An 18,026-nucleotide genomic window follows, 5' to 3' on the forward strand; every position below is an offset into this window, starting at 1 on the left:
CCCCACAAGGGGAGAAGGAAAGGCGCGCCGCTCCAAGCTCACGTAATCACGCTCGGCTTGGCGCGGCCGGTATGGCTGCGAATCCCGGCAATGTCGTCGGCCGCCGCAATCAGATCGGCAAGCGCCTCCTGGGTGTCGAGATCGTGGCGGCTCTTGTCTGGCTCGTAGCGCTCGAAATAAAGGCGCAGCGTCGCGCCCGAGGTGCCGGTGCCGGACAGGCGGAAGACGACGCGCGAGCCGCCTTCGAACAATACTCTTATGCCCTGGTTCTTGCTGACCGAGCCGTCGACCGGATCGTGATAGGCGAAATCGTCGGCGCTGGCGATTGTCATGCCGCGCACGCTGGTGCCCGGCAGCGAGCCAAGTTTGCCGCGCAGTTCGTCGACAAGCGCATTGGCGCGATCGGTCTCGACCTCCTCGTAATCGTGGCGCGAATAGTAGTTGCGCCCATAGGCCGCCCAATGCTCGGTGACGATCTGCCTGGCGCTTTCGCCGCGCGCGGCAAGGATGTTGAGCCACAAAAGCACGGCCCACAGGCCGTCCTTTTCGCGGACATGATTGGAGCCGGTCCCCGCACTCTCCTCGCCGCAGATCGTCGCCATGCCGGCATCGAGCAGATTGCCGAAAAACTTCCAGCCGGTTGGCGTTTCATAGATGCCGATGCCGAGCTTTTCGGCGACCCGGTCGGCAGCACCGCTGGTCGGCATCGAACGGGCGATGCCTTTCAGCCCGGCCTTGTAACCCGGAGCCAGATGGGCATTGGCGGCGAGCATCGCCACCGAATCCGACGGGGTGATGAAAATGCCCTTGCCGATGATCAGGTTGCGGTCGCCGTCGCCGTCGGAGGCCGCGCCAAAGTCGGGCGCATCCGGCCCCATCATCTCGTCGTAGAGGTGTTTTGCATGCACCAGATTGGGATCGGGATGGTGGCCGCCGAAATCCGGCAGCGGGATAAAATTACGAGCGGTGCCGTTCGGCGCCCCTAGCCGGTTTTCGAGGATCTCCTTGGCATAGGGGCCGGTCACCGCATGCATGGCGTCGAAGCGCATGCGGAAGCCTGATTTGAACAACGCCCGCAAGGCATTGAAATCGAACAGGCTTTCCATCAGTTCGGCATAGTCGGCGACCGGATCGATGATCTCGACGGTCATGTCTCCTGCCTCGACCGTGCCGATCGTGTCGATGTCGACCGGTCGGATATCGGCGATCTTGAAGCTCGAAATCACCTTGGTTTTTTCGAAGATCGCGTCGGTCAGCTTTTCCGGCGCCGGGCCGCCATTGCCGGCATTGTACTTGATGCCGAAATCCTCATGCGGGCCACCCGGATTGTGGCTGGCGGACAGGATGATGCCGCCGAAGGTCTTGTATTTGCGGATGACATGCGAAGCGGCCGGCGTGGATAAGATACCGCCCTGCCCGACCATCACCTTGCCGAAGCCGTTTGCCGCGGCCATGGCGATGGCCTTCTGGATGACCTCGCGGTTATAAAAGCGGCCGTCGCCGCCGATCACCAGGGTCTTGCCTTCGAACCCGTCCAGCGCGTCGAAGATCGACTGGATGAAGTTCTCGGCATAGTGCTCCTGCTGGAACACCGGGACCTTTTTACGCAGCCCGGAGGTGCCGGGCTTCTGGTCGGGATAGGGTTTGGTGGCGACAGTGCGGATCATCAGTCAGGCAGCCCTTTTCGAAAGCAACAAGCGATAGAGTTGGACATATTTTTCGGCGCTTTTGTCCCACGACACGTCGGCCTTCATGCCTTGCCGCTGCATCGACGCCCACACCGCGGGATTGGCATGCGCTTCGACAAGGCGGCGGATGGCGTGCAGCAGGGCGCCAGCAATGGGGGGCGCAAACTGGAAGCCGGTCGCCACGCCGGCAGAGATGGCGGCTTCGTTGGCATCGATAACCGTGTCGGCAAGGCCGCCGGTACGCGCGACGACCGGCACGCAGCCATAGCGCAGGCCGTAAAGCTGCGTCAGCCCGCAAGGTTCGAAGCGCGACGGGATAATGATGGCGTCGCAGCCGCCCTGCATGGTGTGGGAGAGCCCCTCGTCATAGCCGACGACGACGCCAATGCGACCACGATGGCGGGCTGCGGCGGCAAGCAACGCGCCTTCGAGCCCGGCGTCGCCAGACCCAAGGATTGCCAGCCGTGCACCTGCCGCGACGATACCGTCGACGGCGGCCGCCAATATGTCCGTGCCCTTTTGCCAGGTCAGCCGGCTGACAACGCAGACGATCGGGCTGTCATCGCGATCGAGGCTGAAACGGTCCTCGACCGCGGCCTTGTTGGGCATTCGCGCCTTAAGCGTCTTTGCCGTGTAGTTGGAGACCAGATGCGTGTCGGTTTCCGGGTTCCAGATCTCGGTATCGATGCCGTTGACGATGCCATGGAGATCGACGGAGCGCATGTTGATCAGGCCGTCGAGGCCCATGCCGAATTCGGGCAAGCGGATTTCCTGCGCATAGGTCGGGCTGACCGTGGTGATCGCCCAGGCGGCCTGCAGGCCGGCCTTGAGGAAGCCGACGCCGCCATAATATTCGACGCCGTCGAGCGCCATCGCCGCCGCCGGCAGGCCAAGCTCGCCAAAGATGCCGGCGCCGAACTGGCCCTGGAAGGCGAGGTTATGGACGGTGATCATCGACGGCGTGCCGACCGCCTTGCCGTAGCGCATATAGGCGAGTGTCATTGCCGACTGCCAGTCATGGGCATGGACGATATCGGGCAGGTAGCCGGAGATGGCGCCGGCAGCAATATCACCGCCGACCTGGCTCAAGGCCGCGAACCGCCGCCAATTGTCCGGCCAGTCGGCGCCGGCCGCGTTGCCGTACGGGCCGCCGGGACGGTCGAAAAGATGCGGCGCGTCGAGCACAAACAGGTCGAGCCCGGCGATCTGGACGGCATGCACCGAAGCCTTCCCACCCTGCAGCAATGGATATTGCTGAACCGCCTTCTTTTTCCTGAAGGCGCCCATCACCTGAGGATAGCCGGGGACGAGCGTGCGCATGTTGACGCCGTTGCCGGCCAATGCCACGGGCAAGGCGCCAGTCACGTCGGCGAGCCCTCCGGTTTTGACCAGCGGAAAGATCTCGGGCGCCACCGACAGAACCTGCATGCACTACGATCCCAGCCTGTTGACCATGTCCTGCGTGACCAGGCAGATGCCTTTTTCCGAAACGCGGAAACGCTTGGCGTCGAGGACAGGATCCTCGCCGACCACCAGCCCCTCCGGGATCCTGACGCCGTGATCGATGACCACGCGCTTCAGCCTGGCGTTGCGGCCGACATGGACGTCGGGCAGCATGACGACCTCCTCCAGCGTCGAATAGGAATTGATGCGCGCGCCGGTGAAGATCAGGCTTCGCTTCAGCGAAGCGCCCGAAACGATGCAATCGCCCGACACGAGAGACGACACGGCCGACCCGCGGCGGCCATCTTCGTCATGCACGAACTTTGCCGGCGGCTTCAACTCGGCGTAGGTCCAGATCGGCCAGTCGCGGTCGTAGAGGTCGAGTTCCGGCGTGATGTCGGTCAGGTCGATATTGGCTTCCCAATAGGCGTCGACCGTGCCGACGTCGCGCCAATAGGCTTCGTTCTCGGCGGTCGAGCGCACGCATGATTTGGCGAAGCGATGCGCGATCGCCTTTCCGTGTTCGACGATGTAGGGGATGATGTCCTTGCCGAAGTCGCGGCTGGAGCCGGGCTCCGCCGCATCGCGACGCAATTGCTCCATCAGGAACTTGGTCTTGAACACATAGATGCCCATCGAGGCCAGCGCAAAATCCGGCTTGTCGGGAATGCCCGGCGGATCGGCGGGCTTTTCGATGAAGGAGATGATGGTGTCCTTGGTGTCGACATGCATGACGCCGAAGCCGGTGGCTTCCATGCGCGGCACTTCGAGGCAGCCGACGGTGACATCGGCGCCGGCCTCTACATGCTGGCGCAGCATCAATTCGTAATCCATCTTGTAGACGTGGTCGCCGGCCAGGATGACCATGTATTCCGGCCCATAGGCCTCGATGATGTCGATGTTCTGGTACACGGCGTCGGCGGTGCCCTCATACCACTGTGTTTCCGACACACGCTGGCTGGCCGGCAAGATGTCGAAACTCTCGTTGCGCTCGGGCCGCAGGAAGTTCCAGCCGCGCTGCAGGTGGCGGATCAGCGAATGCGCCTTGTACTGGGTGGCGACGCCGAGGCGGCGGATACCGGAATTGAGCGCATTGGACAGCGCGAAATCGATGATGCGGGTCTTGCCGCCGAAATAGACCGCCGGCTTGGCGCGGCGGTCGGTCAGTTCCTTGAGCCGGCTGCCACGGCCGCCGGCCAGCACATAAGCCATGGCGTCGCGTGCCAGCGGCTGTGTTCGTTTTGTTTCAGCCATTCCTATCCTCCCAGGTTAGATGCTCCAGACATAGCTCAGTCCGGGACGAATTCGAGCATGATCGTCGACAGCGGCGGCAAAAGCATCGTCGCCGAAATGCCTCCTCCTTCCGCCCGAGCCTCGACGAGGCCGCTGTTGCCCTTGCCGGAACCGCCATAGTCCGTGGCGTCGGTGTTGATGATCTCGCGCCATTTTCCGGTCTGCGGCAACGGCACGCGGTAATTGTCGCGCGGCACCGGCGTGAAGTTGGAAATGACGGCGACCGGGTTGCCGCCCGGCGCGCTGCGCAGCCAAGCGAACACCGAATTCGCGCTGTCATCGACGATCAGCCAGGAAAAGCCCTCCGGCTCGCAGTCGCGGGCATGCAGCGCCGGGCGCGAGCGGTAGAGATAGTTGAGATCGCGCACCGTCTGCCAGACACCACGGTGGAGCCGGAAATCGAGCAGGTTCCAGTCGAGCGCGCGCGCCTCGCTCCACTCGCGGCGTTGCGCGAACTCCTGGCCCATGAACAACAGCTTCTTGCCGGGATAGCCCCACATGAAGGCGTAATAGGCGCGCAGCGTCGCGAATTTCTGCCAGTCGTCGCCGGCCATCTTGTTAAGCAGCGTTCCCTTGCCGTGCACCACCTCGTCATGGGACAGCGGCAGCACGAAGTTCTCGCTGAAGGCGTAGACCAGGCCGAAGGTGATGTCGTTGTGGTGATGCTTGCGGAAGATCGGCTCCTTGGAGAAATACTCCAGAGTGTCGTGCATGAAGCCCATGTTCCACTTGAAACCGAAGCCCAGTCCGCCCTCGTGCACCGGCTGCGAGACTTTCGGCCACGAGGTCGATTCCTCGGCGATGGTCATCACACCCGGATGGTGGCCGTAGACCTCCTTGTTCATCCGTTGCAGGAAGCTGACCGCTTCCAGGTTCTCGCGCCCGCCCCTCTCGTTGGGAATCCATTCACCAGCCTTGCGCGAATAATCGAGATAAAGCATCGAGGCGACCGCATCGACGCGCAGACCGTCGACGTGATATTTCTCTGCCCAGAACAGCGCATTGTTGACAAGAAACGAGACCACCTCGCGACGACCAAAATTGTAGATCGCGGTGTTCCAGTCGGGATGGAAGCCCTTGCGCGGATCGGCATGTTCGTAGAGTGCGGTGCCGTCGAACTTTGCCAGACCGTGTTCGTCAACCGGGAAATGCGCCGGCACCCAGTCGAGGATGACGCCGATGCCGGCGCGGTGGGCACCGTCGACGAAGCGGGCAAAACCGTCCGGATCGCCAAAGCGGGCGCTCGGCGCATAGAGACCGGTCGTCTGGTAGCCCCAGGACGGGTCATAGGGGTGTTCGGAGATCGGCATGAATTCGATATGGGTGAAACCCGTCTCGACCACATAGGGGATCAGCCGGTCGGCGAGCTCGTCCCATGACAGGAAGCTGCCGTCGTCGTGAAGCCGCCATGAGCCGGCATGGACCTCGTAGATCGATACGGCTTCGCGCCTGTGGTCGGCATTGCGCCAGTAGTTCCGGTGCGCCTCGTCGCCCCATTCATGCACCGGCGGCAGCGCCGTCACCGAGGCGGTAGCCGGGCGCAGTTCGGATTTGAAGGCGAACGGATCTGCCTTGAGCGGCAATCTCACGCCATCCGGCCCGATGATCTCGTATTTATAAGGGCGGCCGGCGCCGATGTCGGGAATGAACAGCTCCCAGATACCGGTATCGCGGCGGTCGCGCATGGTGTGCCTGCGGCCGTCCCACTCGTTGAAGTCGCCGACCACCGAGACACGCCTTGCATTGGGCGCCCACACCGCAAAATGTACGCCCGATGCACCCTCATGGTCGATGAGATGAGCGCCGAGCTTGTCGAACAGCCTGAGATGCGATCCTTCGGCGATGTAATAATCGTCCAGCGGGCCGAGCACGGGGCCGAAGGAATATGGATCGGTCAGCCACCAGTCGCCGCCGGCGTTCCTGGCGTGATAGCGCAGCGGCTGGCGTTTGCGCAGCGACAGTTTGCCCTCGAAGAAGCCGCGATCGTCGCGTCTCGACAGCTCGCCGGCCTTCTTGCCGGTCAGCGTATAGGCGGTGACGGACTCGGCATGAGGGACGAAGCAGCGGCCGACAAAGCCCTTCCCCGCCTCATGCACGCCAAGCACGGAGAACGGGTCGCCATGCGTGCCGGCGACAATCGCCGCGACATCGCCGGCTGGCGCCAGTCCGTCCGGCCCGCTTGTCGCAACGGTCGCGCGCGGCTTGCTCATCAGGCAGTGTCCCTCCTCGGGCACCAAGTGCGTGTTTCTAGTGAAGTTTTGAATTCGACAGTCGCAGGCCGCCTGACCTTCCAAGGGATGCGAAGGTCAAATCACTCCACTAGGGCCACATTGTTCCTGGTCTCATGCAATCACATCAGGCGGGCACGTGCCAGATGTCTTTCGCATATTGGCGGATCGTGCGGTCGGACGAGAACCAGCCGACGCGGGCGACATTGCGGATGGCTCTGGCGTACCAGTCCGGGCTGTTGCGCCAGACGGCATCGACGTCGCGCTGGGTGGCGGCGTAGGCATCGAAATCCGCAGCGACCATGAACCAGTCGCTCTGGTAAAGGCCGTTGATCAGGTCGCGATAACGGTCCGGATCGTCAGGCGAAAAGACCCCGGACGAAACCGCGGCAAGCGCCTGCGCCAATTCAGGCGATCCCTCGATTACGGCGCGCGGATCGTAACCATTGTTGCGCCGCTCGGCGACCTCATCGGTGGTCAGGCCGAAGATGAAGATGTTGTCGTCGCCGACGCATTCCTTGATCTCGACATTGGCGCCGTCGAGCGTGCCGATGGTCAGCGCGCCGTTCAGCGCGAACTTCATGTTGCCGGTGCCGGACGCTTCCATGCCGGCGGTCGATATCTGCTCCGAAAGATCGGCGGCCGGCATCATGATCTCGGCTAGGCTGACATTGTAGTTCGGCACGAACACCACTTTCAGCAAGCCGCGCACCGCCGGGTCGCGGTTGATGACCCGGGCGACGTCGTTGGCAAGTTTGATGATCAGCTTGGCGTTGTGATAGCTGGGCGCCGCCTTGCCGCCGAAGAACTTGACGCGGGGCATCCAGTCGCGCTCCGGATGCGAGCGGATCTGGTCGTAAAGCGCGACCGCTTCGAGAATGTTCAAGAGCTGGCGCTTGTATTCGTGGATGCGCTTGACCTGGATGTCGAACAGCGCCGAGGGGTCCACCTTGATGCCGAGCCGGTCGGCAACGAGATTGGCAAGCCTCGTCTTGTTCGCCCGTTTGACAGCGGCGAACTTGTCGCGGAAGGCAGCGTCCTCGGCGAAAGGATCGAGCAGCTTTATCTCGTCGATGTCGTCGAGGAAGCCGTCGCCGATCGCCTCTCGGGTGAGTGCCGTGAGGCCGGGATTGCACTGTATCAGCCAGCGCCGCGGTGTGATCCCGTTGGTCTTGTTGTTGATGCGGTCCGGGTAGAGCCTGTGGAGGTCGGCAAACACCGTCTCCTTCATCAATTCCGTATGCAGTGCCGAGACGCCGTTGATCGAGTGCGAGCCGACAAAGGCCAGATTGCCCATACGCACGCGGCGATCGCCATTTTCCTGGATCAGCGAGATGCGGCTGATCTGCTCGTCCGAGAACTGGTCGGAGACGCGCGCCTCGAGCAGCACCTCGGCGTTGATGGCGTAGACGATCTGCATGTGGCGCGGCAACAGCCGCTCGAATAGCGGCACGGGCCAGCTTTCCAGCGCTTCGGGCAGCAGCGTGTGGTTGGTGTAGCCGAAGGTGCGCTTGGTGATGCTCCACGCCTGGTCGAAATCCATGCCGTGGACATCCATCAACAGGCGCATCAGCTCGGGGACGGCGATGGCCGGATGGGTGTCGTTGAGATGGATCGCCGCCTTGTCGGGCAGCGATTGCAGGTCGCCATACTGGCTGAGATGACGCTGAAGGATGTCCTGCAGCGAGGCGGTGGAGAAGAAATACTCCTGCCTGAGCCGCAACTCCTGGCCTGCCTTGTGGGAATCGGCCGGGTAAAGGACGCGCGACAGCGCATCGGCCTTGTTGCTCTCGGCGAGCGCGCCGATGTGATCGCCGGCGTTGAACTTGTCGAGCAGGATCGGATCGACCGGCATGCCGGACCACAGACGCAGCGTGTTGACGCGGTTGGCCCGCCAGCCAACCACCGGGGTATCGTAAGCAACGGCCAGAACATGTTCGGTCGGCTTCCAGACATGGCGCTCGAGCCTGCCATCCTTCGAGGTGATCGATTCCACCGAGCCGCCGAAGCCGACCTCGAAGGAGCGTTCGCGGCGTTCGAACTCCCAAGGATTGCCGTGATCGAGCCATGTCTCGGGCAGTTCGACTTGCCAGCCGTCATGGATCTCCTGCCGAAACATGCCGTTGGCGTAGCGAATGCCATAGCCATGCGCGGGGATATCGACGGTAGCCATGCTTTCCATGAAGCAGGCGGCGAGCCGGCCAAGGCCGCCATTGCCAAGGGCAGCGTCCGGTTCGAGCGCAGCAATGATGTCGAGGTCGACGCCAAGTGACGACAGCGCCTCGCGCATATTGTCCATCAGGCCGAGATTGGAGAAGGCATCGCGCATCAAGCGGCCGATGAGGAATTCCAGTGACAGGTAATAGACGCGCTTTTCCTGCTGGGCGTAGGCCTCTTGGGTCGCCTGCATCCAATGATCGACGATGCGGTCGCGCACAACCTTGATCGAGGCGGTGAGCCAATCGTACTGGGTTGCAACGTTGGTGCCCTTGCCGACCCTGTATTTGAGGGCCTGCAAGACTTCGTCGGCGAGCGTCTTGGGATCCGGGTTTTCGAGGGTGGGCAGAGGAGCTTCGGTTGTCATCGCGCGCGTCATGCTGCCTCTCGTGACGTTGCCAGGATCATGCGGCTTTCACCATCTCCGCCAATGCTAATGCATCCCACCGGATGTTCAATGGATTCAGGCGACCGCAAGCCGGGTTGCCCTGCGGCAATTTGGCATTGAAACACCGCGCCCTCAGCGGCGGGCCTCAAGTTCTTGTTCAGGCCGCCAGCGCCGCCTCCGGCGGGACCTTGGCGCCGGTCATGAAGGCGACCGCGTCGGACATCGTATATTGCTTCGGATCGATGACGCACAGGCGACGGCCGAGCCGATGAATGTGAATGCGGTCCGCCACCTCGAAGACATGCGGCATATTGTGTGAAATCAGCACGATCGGCAGGCCTCGGCGTTTGACGTCGAGTATCAGTTCGAGCACGCGGCGGCTCTCCTTGACGCCGAGCGCGGCCGTCGGCTCATCCATGATGACCATCTTCGAGCCGAACGCCGCGGCGCGCGCCACCGCCACGCCCTGGCGTTGACCGCCGGAGAGAGTTTCCACCGCCTGGCTGATGTTCTGGATGGTCATCAGGCCAAGTTCGGTCAGCTTGTCGCGGGCGCGCTTTTCCATCGCCGGACGGTCGAGCATGCGCAGCCAGCTGCCAAGAAAGCCCGGCTTGCGGATCTCGCGGCCGAGAAACATGTTGTCGGCGATGGACAGCGCCGGCGACAGCGCCAGGTTCTGGTAGACGGTCTCGATGCCGGCTTCGCGGGCCTCCATCGGCGATTTGAATGCAATAGGCTTGCCTTCAAGCCGGATCTCGCCTTCGTCGGGCACGACCGCGCCGGAAATCGCCTTGATAAGCGACGACTTGCCGGCGCCGTTGTCGCCGATGACAGCAAGGATTTCGCCCGGATAGAGATCGAAATCGGCATTGTCGAGGGCGGTGACGCGACCGTAGCGTTTGACCAGGCTGCGGGCGGTAAGGATCGGTTCCTGAGTCTGGTTCATGCCGAGATCTTCCTGATCCACTGGTCGATACCAACAGCGATGATGATAAGGGCGCCGACAGACAATTGCGTCCATTGGGGATCTGTCCCCCAAAGCCTGAGGCCGAGCGCGAACACCCCGACGATCAGCGCACCGAAGATGGTCCCGAGGATGGAACCGCGGCCGCCGAACAGTGATGTGCCGCCAATCACCACGGCGGTAATCGAATTGATGTTCTCGAACTGCCCGGCCTGCGGCGAGACCGATCCGATGCGTCCGATCAAGGCCCAGCCGGCGATGGCACAAATGATGCCGGTCAGGGTATAGACCGTGACCAGCATCCGGCTGACGCGCACCCCCGACAGTTCCGCGGCTTCCGGGTCGTCGCCGACTGCGTAGACATGCCGGCCCCATGCGGTGTGATTGAGCACGTACCAGGCAATTGCCCCCATGATCAGCACCAACAGCACGCCATAGGTGAAGACTGCGCCGCCGATCCTGAACGAGCCGCCGAAAAACTGCAGCAGCGGTGCCGTCGCCTCGAGATCCTGGCTGCGGATGGTCTCGTTGCCGGAATAGATGAAGTTGATGGCAGCGTAGATCGACCAGGTGCCGAGCGTCACGATGAAGGGCGGCAGTTTCACCCAGGCGATGAGAATGCCGTTGATCAAGCCGCAAATCGCGCCGACAAGCAGCCCGATGGCAACGGCGACCGGCGCTGGAACACCGTAATGCATGGCAAACTGGCCCATAACAACCGAGCTCAGCACCATGATGGCGCCGACTGACAGGTCGATGCCGGCGGTGAGCACCACCAGTGTCTGCGCGATGCCGACCATGCCGGTTATCGCCACCTGCTGGAGGATCAGGGTGAGGGTGAAGGGAGAAAAGAAGCGTCCGCCGACGACGACTGCGAACAGAACCACCGAGATGAGCAGGATGATCAGCGGCACCATGGCCGGGCTTTTATGCAAGCGGTGCTGGATGCTCTCCAACGTCGAGCGGGAATGCGCCTCGAATGATGCGACGCTGGCGTCGCTAGCGGCCAGGACCGTCTCGAATTCCTGCGGTCCCTTGCTCCTGGTTGTTTCGACGCTCAAGTCGGCCTCCCCGCCTGTGATGTGGAGCGGCCGAAACCGCTCCACATTCCCTATTGTTCTTTTGAAGTTGAGCCGATCAGGGGATCAAATCAACCCCAGCACTTGCTGAGGCCTTGCTTCGTATCGATGGATTCGATGCCGGCGGCAGGCTTGTCGGTGATCAGCGTGACGCCGGTGTTGTAGAAGTTCAGACCGGGCGACGGCTCAGGCTTCTTGCCGGTGTCGGCAAAGGTCTTGATCGCCTCGATGCCGAGCGAGGCCATGAGCAATGGATATTGCTGTGAAGTGGCGCCGATCACGCCCTCGGCAACGTTCTTGACACCGGGGCAGCCGCCATCGACCGAGACAATCAGGACGTCCTTCTCCTTGCCGACGGCTTTCAGCGCCTGGTAGGCGCCCGCGGCCGCAGGTTCGTTGATGGTGTAGACGACGTTGATATCCGGATCCTTCTGCAGGCAATTCTCCATGGCAGTATGCCCGCCATCCTCATTGCCGCTCGACAGATCGTGACAGACGTTGCGTGCGTCGGTTTCGTCGCCGATCTTCTTGGGATCGCCGAGGTCGATGCCGAAGCCCTTCATGAAGCCTTGATCACGCTGGACGTCGACGGAGGGCTGGCTGGCGATCAGATCCATGTAGGCAATGTGCGCATCCTTGGCCTTGTCGCCCAAGGTAGCCTTTGCCCAGGAGCCGATAAGCTCGCCGGCCTTGAAATTGTCGGTCGCAAACGTCGCATCCGCGGCATCGGCAGGCTCGAGCTGCGTGTCGAGAGCGATCACCAGCACCCCTGCATCGCGCGCCTTCTTCACCGCCGGCACGATGGCCGCAGTGTCGGTGGCGGTGATCAAAATGCCCTTGGCGCCGTCGGCGATGCAGGATTCGATCGCCGCAACCTGGCCCTCATTGTCACCTTCCGCCTTGCCGGCATAGGCTTTCAGATCGACACCGATTTCCTTGGCTTTCGCGGCGGCACCTTCCTTCATCTTCACGAAGAAGGGATTGGTGTCGGTCTTGGTGATCAAGCAGGCGCCGACCCCGGCGGCCGATGCCGTCGACGCAAACGCCATCAGGCTCAGTCCGGCCGCGGCAAACACGGTGGATTTCAACAGTTTTGACGTGGTCACGATTTTCCTCCCATTGAACCATTTAGGATGCCGGCCAACCGGCATCTGCAGCGCGTCCGACGAAATCTCCCAGTGTCGACGCCGATCTCAAGAGACACCAGTCCGCCAGCACTGTCAATAATTAAATCACTCTTATTTATTATTGACAACGCAGGATTGTTCACTCACTCTAGACCAAAAGCATTGAGGGGAAACGACGGGAGGAACAGGGGTGGAGACCGGCATTACAAGGCACGGCTCGCCCGATGCGGCCGAAAGCCGCCTGCACCGCGGCACCAATCAAAGCGGCATGCGGGACCACAATGAGCGGCTGGTGCTGTCGCTGGTGCGCCAGCACGGCAGCCTGGCCAAATCCGACATCGCACGCATGACTGGCCTCTCGGCGCAGACAGTATCAGTCATCATGCGCGAGCTGGAGGAGGACGACCTGCTCGTTCGCCAGGCGCCGTTGCGCGGCAAGATTGGCCAGCCCTCGATACCCATGGCGCTCAATCCCGACGGCGCCTATTTCATCGGCCTGAAGATCGGCCGGCGCAGCGCCGAGCTCGTGCTGATCGATTTCCTCGGCAATGTGCGCTCGATGCTGCAGCATTCGTACCGCTATCCGGCGCCGCGCGAGACGGTGGAATTCGTTACGAGCGGCATGAAGAAGATGCGCGGCGAGCTCACTCCTGCGCAGGACAAGCGCATCGCCGGGCTTGGCATCGCCATGCCGTTCGAATTGTGGAACTGGGCCGATACCGCCGGCGCGCCGCGTGAAATCATGGACGAATGGCGCCATCGCGACATCCGCGCCGACATCCAGGCGCAATGCGAATTTCCGGTCTACCTGCAAAACGATGCCACCTCGGCCTGCGGCGCCGAGCTCGTGTTCGGCCAGGCGGCGGGTGCGGCGCGCGATTTCGTCTATTTCTACATCGGTGCCTTTGCCGGCGGCGGCATCGTGCTGAACGGCCGGCTGTTTGGCGGCCCAACCGGCAATGCCGGCGCGCTGGGCTCAATGCCAGTGCCCGGGCCTGACGGCAAGCCGACGCAGTTGATCGACGTTGCATCGATCGCCACGCTGGAGAAGGCGCTCAACGCACGCGGCGTCGAGGCCTCGCATCTGTGGACATCACCGGGGGACTGGGGCGAGATCGGTGCCGAGCTTGACGACTGGATCGCCAGCGCCTCGCAGGCGCTCGCCTATGCCATCGTTGCGGCGTCGTCCGTCATCGATTTCGAAGCCGCGGTGATCGACGGATGGATGCCGCTCGCCGTGCGCAGGCGGCTTGTCGATGCCGTCATCCAGGCCATCGGCAGGATCGACGGCGAAGGCCTGAGGCTGCCGGCCGTCCGCGAGGGAACGGTCGGCATCCATGCGCGGGCGCTGGGTGGCGCCAGTCTGCCGCTATCGGAGCGCTTCCTCATCGGCTCGACCACGATTTCCCGGAGCTTCTGAGCATGCTGATCGGTATCCCGGCGCTGCTCGGCCCGGAGCTTCTGGCGATGTTGCGCGCCATGGGCCATGGCGACGAGATCGCGCTGGTCGACGGCAACTACCCGGCCGAACAGCAGGCACAGCGGCTGATCCGCGCCGACGGTCATCATCTCGTCCCGGTGCTGGATGCCGTATTGAGCGTGTTGCCTGTCGACGACGCCGTGCCGCAGGCGCTGTTTCGCGCCTCGGCTAAAGGCGATCCCCTGCTCGCCGATCCGGTTCATCATGAGATTGAAGCGATCTGCGCCAGGCATGCGCCGGGCCGCAAGGTGGTTGCGCTTGCCGGCGCCGACTTCTATGCACGGGTCAAGGCCGCGCACGCGATCGTCGCGACGAGCGAGCCGCGGCTTTACGCCAACATCATCATTCGCAAGGGCGTGATCTATCCGCCGGAAAGCAAGACTTCATGATCCTCTGCTGCGGCGAAGCCCTGATCGACATGCTGCCGCGCACCACGACGGAGGGCGAAGCGGCCTTTGCCCCCTATGTCGGTGGTGCCGTCTTCAACTCGGCCATTGCGCTCGGCCGACTCGGCGCGCCGGCCGGCTTCTTCTCCGGCCTGTCGTCGGATCTGTTCGGCGGGCAGTTCAGGGAGGCGCTGGGGGCCAGCAAGGTCAGTTCCACCTATGCGCACACCTCGCCGCGGCCGACCACGCTCGCCTTCGTGCGGCTCACCAACGGCCAGGCGACCTATACATTCTATGACGAGAACACCGCCGGGCGCATGCTGACCATCGAGGACCTGCCGGAGCTCGGCAGCGAGATCGAGGCCATGCTGTTCGGCGCCATCAGCCTGATCTCGGAACCGGCCGGATCGGCCTATGAGGAGTTCATGCGACGTGAGCATGAGCGCCGCGTGATGATGCTCGACCCCAACATCCGGCCAAACTTCATTCCCGACAAGGCCAGGCATCTCAGGCGCATCCGCAACATGATGGCGATGGCCGACATCGTGAAACTGTCGGACGAGGATTTGAACTGGTTCGACGAAGCCGGCTCGCATGAGGACGTCGTCCGCAACTGGCTGGACCGCGGCCCGAAGCTGATCGTCGTCACCCACGGCAGCGAGGGCGCGGTTGGTTACAGCAGCCAGCACCGGGTCACGGTCGTGCCGGACAAGGTCGAGGTGGTCGATACGGTCGGCGCCGGCGACACGTTCAATGCCGGCATCCTTGCCTCCTTGCACGAGCAGGGCCTGCTGTCGAAGACGGCAATCGCCGGCCTGCCGAAAGAAGCCATCCATAAGGCGCTGACGCTCGGCGCCAAGGCCGCGGCGGTGACGGTCTCGCGGGCCGGCGCCAATCCGCCATGGCGGCATGAACTCGCCTGACCGGCTGGCAACCGCCTCACGGACTGCCTGCCGGCGATCACTTTATGTTTCGCCTAACCTGGCGGGCGGGATGCGCAGCCCATATCAAGCATGCCGAAGCCCGGATTTTCCCGCGTTTAAGAGGGCAGATCGGAAACCAGAGGTAACAGGCTGCGACACTTGAGCAATTCAGGGCTTTGCCCTGCGGCTTTCTCGGCCGTGCCAAGTCTGCTACCAGCGGCCGGTTATCTGGCTAAAACCGTTTGAGGCCGACATGCAGTTCATCGATCTTGGCGCACAGCGCGAACGCATCCGCGACAGGCTGAAGGCGGCAATCGACCGCGTCGTCGACGAAGGTCGTTATATTCTTGGACCGCAGGTCACCGAATTCGAAAACAAGCTCGCCGCCTATATCGGCACCAAGCACGTGGTCGCTTGCGCCAACGGCACCGACGCGCTGCTGTTGCCGCTGTTTGCCGCCGGCATCGGCCCGGGCGACGCGGTATTCGTGCCGAGCTTCACCTTCGCCGCCACGGCCGAAGTGGTGGCGCTGACCAAGGCCGAGCCGGTGTTCGTCGATGTCGATGCTGACAGCTACAATATCGACATCGCCAGCCTCGAGGCGGCAATCGCCATGATCAAGGCGGAGGGGCGGCTGAGGCCGAAGGCAATCATTCCCGTCGACCTGTTCGGCCTCGCCGCCGATTACGAAGCAATCATGGCCATCGCCAATCGCGAAGGCCTGATGGTCATCGAGGATGCGGCGCAGGCGACCGGCGGCTCGGCTGACGGCAAGATGTGCGGCTCGTTCGGCACCGTCGGCTCGACCAGCTTCTATCCGGCAAAACCGCTCGGCTGCTACGGCGACGGCGGTGCGATGTTCACCAATGACGATGCGCTGGCCGAACAGTTGCGCTCGTTCGCCTTTCACGGCAAGGGCGAAACGCAATACGACAATGTCCGCGTCGGCATCAATTCACGGCTCGATACACTGCAGGCGGCGATCCTAATCGAGAAGCTGGCCATCCTCGAGGACGAGATGGTGGCGCGGCAAGCGGTCGCCAATCGCTATGCCGAAGGTCTCGGCGATATAGTCAAGACGGCGCGCAATCTGGGCGGCGGCCGCTCGGCCTGGGCGCAATACGCCATCGAAACGCCGAAGCGCGACGGGCTCAAGGCACATCTCGGTGAAAAGGGCATTCCGTCGGTCATCTACTATGTGAAACCGCTGCACAGCCAGATTGCCTATCGCGATTACCCGCGCACGCCGACCGGCCTTGCCGTTTCGGAAGAGCTGCCGAAGCGCATCCTGTGCCTGCCGATGCATCCCTATCTGAGCGAGGCCGACCAGGACCGGATCATCGAAACGATCCGTAACTATATCGGCTCGAATTCGGCGCACGTGGCGGCGGCATAATTCGAAAGTTGCGGAACATGGTCGCGGATTACATCGACGAGTTCATCATGTTCTGCGCCGGGTTGTGGATGGCTGGCATCGGCTTCGGATTTCTCGCGGACCCGTTCCAAGCTCGCCCCGGCCAGCAAGCATGGTGGACCAACTTTGGAACCCATTTTAAATGGATGGGGCCGCTGTTGATCCTCATCGCGATAGTGCTCGCGTTCGCGGCACCTTCCTAGATGCGCTCGCGCCAGCAACAGGCTCGCCATTGACGGCATCGCTGATCAACAACGGACCGTTCACCTCAAACTGGGCCGTCGGTACCGATTTCGGGATGCTTTGCTCTGCGCCGAAGCATAGTCTGCACCTGTCTTCCCTCTAGGCTGGCTATTTCATGAAGAAGATTGGTTTCCTGTCGTTCGGGCACTGGACGCCCTCGCCGCAATCGCAGACGCGGACGGCATCCGATGCGCTTTTGCAGTCCGTCGAGCTGGCCGTCGCCGCCGAGGAGCTGGGTGCGGACGGCGCGTATTTCCGCGTGCATCACTTCGCCCGCCAGCTCGCCTCGCCCTTCCCGCTGCTGGCAGCGGTTGGGGCGAAGACCAGCCGAATCGAGATCGGCACGGCGGTGATCGACATGCGTTACGAGAACCCGCTCTACATGGCCGAGGACGCCGGCGCCGCCGATCTGATCGCCGGAGGGCGTCTGCAGCTAGGCATCAGCCGCGGCTCGCCGGAGCAGGTGATCGACGGATGGCGCTACTTCGGCTACGCCCCGCAAGAGGGCGAGAGCGATGCCGACATGGCCCGCAGACACACCGGAGTGCTGCTCGAAGTGTTGCTGGGCAAAGGCTTTGCCCAGCCCAATCCGCGGCCGATGTTTCCCAACCCGCCCGGCCTGCTTCGCGTCGAGCCACACTCGGAGGGCCTGCGCGAGCGCATCTGGTGGGGCGCCGCCACAAACGCCACCGCAGAATGGGCGGCGAAACTTGGGATGAACCTGCAGAGTTCCACGCTCAAATTCGATGAAGGCGGAAAGCCGTTTCACATCCAGCAAGCCGAACAGATCAAGGCTTTTCGCGAAGCCTGGAAGGCGGCCGGCCACACGCGCGAGCCGCGGGTGTCGGTGAGCCGCAGCATTTTTGCGCTGGTCGACGATCGCGACCGCGCCTATTTCGGCGGCAACCAGGGCGGAGATCAGTTCGGCTATATCGAGGCAGACAGGCTTGCCGTGTTCGGCCGCTCCTATGCCGCCGAGCCAGACGTCCTGATCGAGCAGCTAAAGGGCGACGAAGCCATCGCTGAGGCCGATACGCTGCTGCTCACAGTCCCCAACCAGCTCGGTGTCGACTACAATGTCCATGCCATCGAGGCGATCCTGACCCACGTCGCCCCAGGCTTGGGCTGGCGCTGACGCGACTTTGTTGGAAAA

At 62.8% G+C, this 18,026-nt stretch carries 14 protein-coding genes; 6 read left to right on the forward strand and 8 right to left on the reverse strand.

Going from position 1 to position 18,026, the window contains the following annotated elements:
• Positions 1 to 38 precede the first annotated feature (38 nt).
• From NKJ09_RS12960 to NKJ09_RS12995, 8 genes are all read right to left on the reverse strand, one after another.
• Positions 39 to 1,667, reverse strand: a complete 1,629-nt coding sequence (locus NKJ09_RS12960) for an alpha-D-glucose phosphate-specific phosphoglucomutase (protein ID WP_023718446.1) — start codon at positions 1,665 to 1,667, stop codon at positions 39 to 41.
• 3 nt (positions 1,668 to 1,670) lie between these two features.
• Entirely contained in the window at positions 1,671 to 3,116 is a 1,446-nt protein-coding gene (gene glgA / locus NKJ09_RS12965; RefSeq protein WP_352494810.1) for a glycogen synthase GlgA, read from the reverse strand.
• A 3-nt stretch (positions 3,117 to 3,119) separates the two neighbouring features.
• Positions 3,120 to 4,385, reverse strand: a complete 1,266-nt coding sequence (glgC, locus tag NKJ09_RS12970; protein WP_023718448.1) for a glucose-1-phosphate adenylyltransferase — start codon at positions 4,383 to 4,385, stop codon at positions 3,120 to 3,122.
• Positions 4,386 to 4,420: 35 nt separating this feature from the next.
• A complete protein-coding gene (gene glgB, locus NKJ09_RS12975; RefSeq protein WP_352483653.1) occupies positions 4,421 to 6,634 on the reverse strand; it encodes a 1,4-alpha-glucan branching protein GlgB in 2,214 nt (737 codons plus the stop codon).
• Positions 6,635 to 6,779: 145 nt separating this feature from the next.
• Positions 6,780 to 9,248, reverse strand: a complete 2,469-nt coding sequence (locus NKJ09_RS12980) for a glycogen/starch/alpha-glucan phosphorylase (RefSeq protein ID WP_023718450.1) — start codon at positions 9,246 to 9,248, stop codon at positions 6,780 to 6,782.
• Positions 9,249 to 9,414: 166 nt separating this feature from the next.
• Positions 9,415 to 10,203, reverse strand: a complete 789-nt coding sequence (locus tag NKJ09_RS12985) for an ATP-binding cassette domain-containing protein (RefSeq protein WP_023718451.1) — start codon at positions 10,201 to 10,203, stop codon at positions 9,415 to 9,417.
• The gene (locus NKJ09_RS12990) at positions 10,200 to 11,282 is read right to left on the reverse strand and encodes an ABC transporter permease (RefSeq protein WP_352494809.1); all 1,083 of its coding nucleotides are present in this window, start codon (positions 11,280 to 11,282) and stop codon (positions 10,200 to 10,202) included. Before NKJ09_RS12990 ends, NKJ09_RS12985 begins: the two co-directional genes overlap by 4 nt.
• An 89-nt stretch (positions 11,283 to 11,371) precedes the next feature.
• Positions 11,372 to 12,388, reverse strand: coding sequence for a sugar ABC transporter substrate-binding protein (locus NKJ09_RS12995; protein ID WP_023718453.1), 1,017 nt, complete (start codon positions 12,386 to 12,388; stop codon positions 11,372 to 11,374).
• Positions 12,389 to 12,617: 229 nt separating this feature from the next.
• On the opposite strand from NKJ09_RS12995, the gene NKJ09_RS13000 reads away from it, so the two are divergent.
• The 6 genes from NKJ09_RS13000 (at position 12,618) to NKJ09_RS13025 (ending at position 18,008) form a co-directional block, all read left to right on the forward strand.
• Positions 12,618 to 13,847 (forward strand): ROK family transcriptional regulator, encoded by a 1,230-nt coding sequence (locus NKJ09_RS13000; protein WP_352494808.1) that lies wholly within the window; start codon positions 12,618 to 12,620, stop codon positions 13,845 to 13,847.
• Positions 13,848 to 13,849: 2 nt separating this feature from the next.
• Positions 13,850 to 14,296: an RbsD/FucU family protein gene (locus NKJ09_RS13005; RefSeq protein WP_023718455.1), complete on the forward strand. Its 447-nt coding sequence runs from the start codon at positions 13,850 to 13,852 to the stop codon at positions 14,294 to 14,296.
• Entirely contained in the window at positions 14,293 to 15,216 is a 924-nt protein-coding gene (locus tag NKJ09_RS13010) for a carbohydrate kinase family protein (protein WP_352483656.1), read from the forward strand. Before NKJ09_RS13005 ends, NKJ09_RS13010 begins: the two co-directional genes overlap by 4 nt.
• 253 nt (positions 15,217 to 15,469) lie before the next feature.
• Positions 15,470 to 16,612 (forward strand): DegT/DnrJ/EryC1/StrS family aminotransferase, encoded by a 1,143-nt coding sequence (locus NKJ09_RS13015; RefSeq protein ID WP_023718457.1) that lies wholly within the window; start codon positions 15,470 to 15,472, stop codon positions 16,610 to 16,612.
• A 17-nt stretch (positions 16,613 to 16,629) separates the two neighbouring features.
• Complete coding sequence (locus NKJ09_RS13020; RefSeq protein WP_023718458.1) at positions 16,630 to 16,833, forward strand: hypothetical protein; 204 nt, start codon at positions 16,630 to 16,632, stop codon at positions 16,831 to 16,833.
• Positions 16,834 to 16,988: 155 nt separating this feature from the next.
• The gene (locus NKJ09_RS13025) at positions 16,989 to 18,008 is read left to right on the forward strand and encodes an LLM class flavin-dependent oxidoreductase (protein ID WP_352483658.1); all 1,020 of its coding nucleotides are present in this window, start codon (positions 16,989 to 16,991) and stop codon (positions 18,006 to 18,008) included.
• Positions 18,009 to 18,026: the final 18 nt, after the last annotated feature.

The sequence above is a fragment of the Mesorhizobium sp. M0189 genome (assembly GCF_040322135.1).
Taxonomy (GTDB): domain Bacteria; phylum Pseudomonadota; class Alphaproteobacteria; order Rhizobiales; family Rhizobiaceae; genus Mesorhizobium.

What these genes read in the sequence shown, in the direction of transcription:
- NKJ09_RS13010 (WP_352483656.1), top strand. Translation starts at nt 14,293, where the DNA reads ATGATCCTCTGCTGCGGCGAAGCCCTGATCGACATGCTGCCGCGCACC.
- NKJ09_RS13015 (WP_023718457.1), top strand. Translation starts at nt 15,470, where the DNA reads ATGCAGTTCATCGATCTTGGCGCACAGCGCGAACGCATCCGCGACAGG.
- NKJ09_RS13020 (WP_023718458.1), top strand. Translation starts at nt 16,630, where the DNA reads ATGGTCGCGGATTACATCGACGAGTTCATCATGTTCTGCGCCGGGTTG.
- glgA (WP_352494810.1), bottom strand. Translation starts at nt 3,116, where the DNA reads ATGCAGGTTCTGTCGGTGGCGCCCGAGATCTTTCCGCTGGTCAAAACC.
- NKJ09_RS13025 (WP_352483658.1), top strand. Translation starts at nt 16,989, where the DNA reads ATGAAGAAGATTGGTTTCCTGTCGTTCGGGCACTGGACGCCCTCGCCG.
- NKJ09_RS12980 (WP_023718450.1), bottom strand. Translation starts at nt 9,248, where the DNA reads ATGACGCGCGCGATGACAACCGAAGCTCCTCTGCCCACCCTCGAAAAC.
- NKJ09_RS12985 (WP_023718451.1), bottom strand. Translation starts at nt 10,203, where the DNA reads ATGAACCAGACTCAGGAACCGATCCTTACCGCCCGCAGCCTGGTCAAA.
- glgB (WP_352483653.1), bottom strand. Translation starts at nt 6,634, where the DNA reads ATGAGCAAGCCGCGCGCGACCGTTGCGACAAGCGGGCCGGACGGACTG.
- NKJ09_RS12960 (WP_023718446.1), bottom strand. Translation starts at nt 1,667, where the DNA reads ATGATCCGCACTGTCGCCACCAAACCCTATCCCGACCAGAAGCCCGGC.
- glgC (WP_023718448.1), bottom strand. Translation starts at nt 4,385, where the DNA reads ATGGCTGAAACAAAACGAACACAGCCGCTGGCACGCGACGCCATGGCT.
- NKJ09_RS13005 (WP_023718455.1), top strand. Translation starts at nt 13,850, where the DNA reads ATGCTGATCGGTATCCCGGCGCTGCTCGGCCCGGAGCTTCTGGCGATG.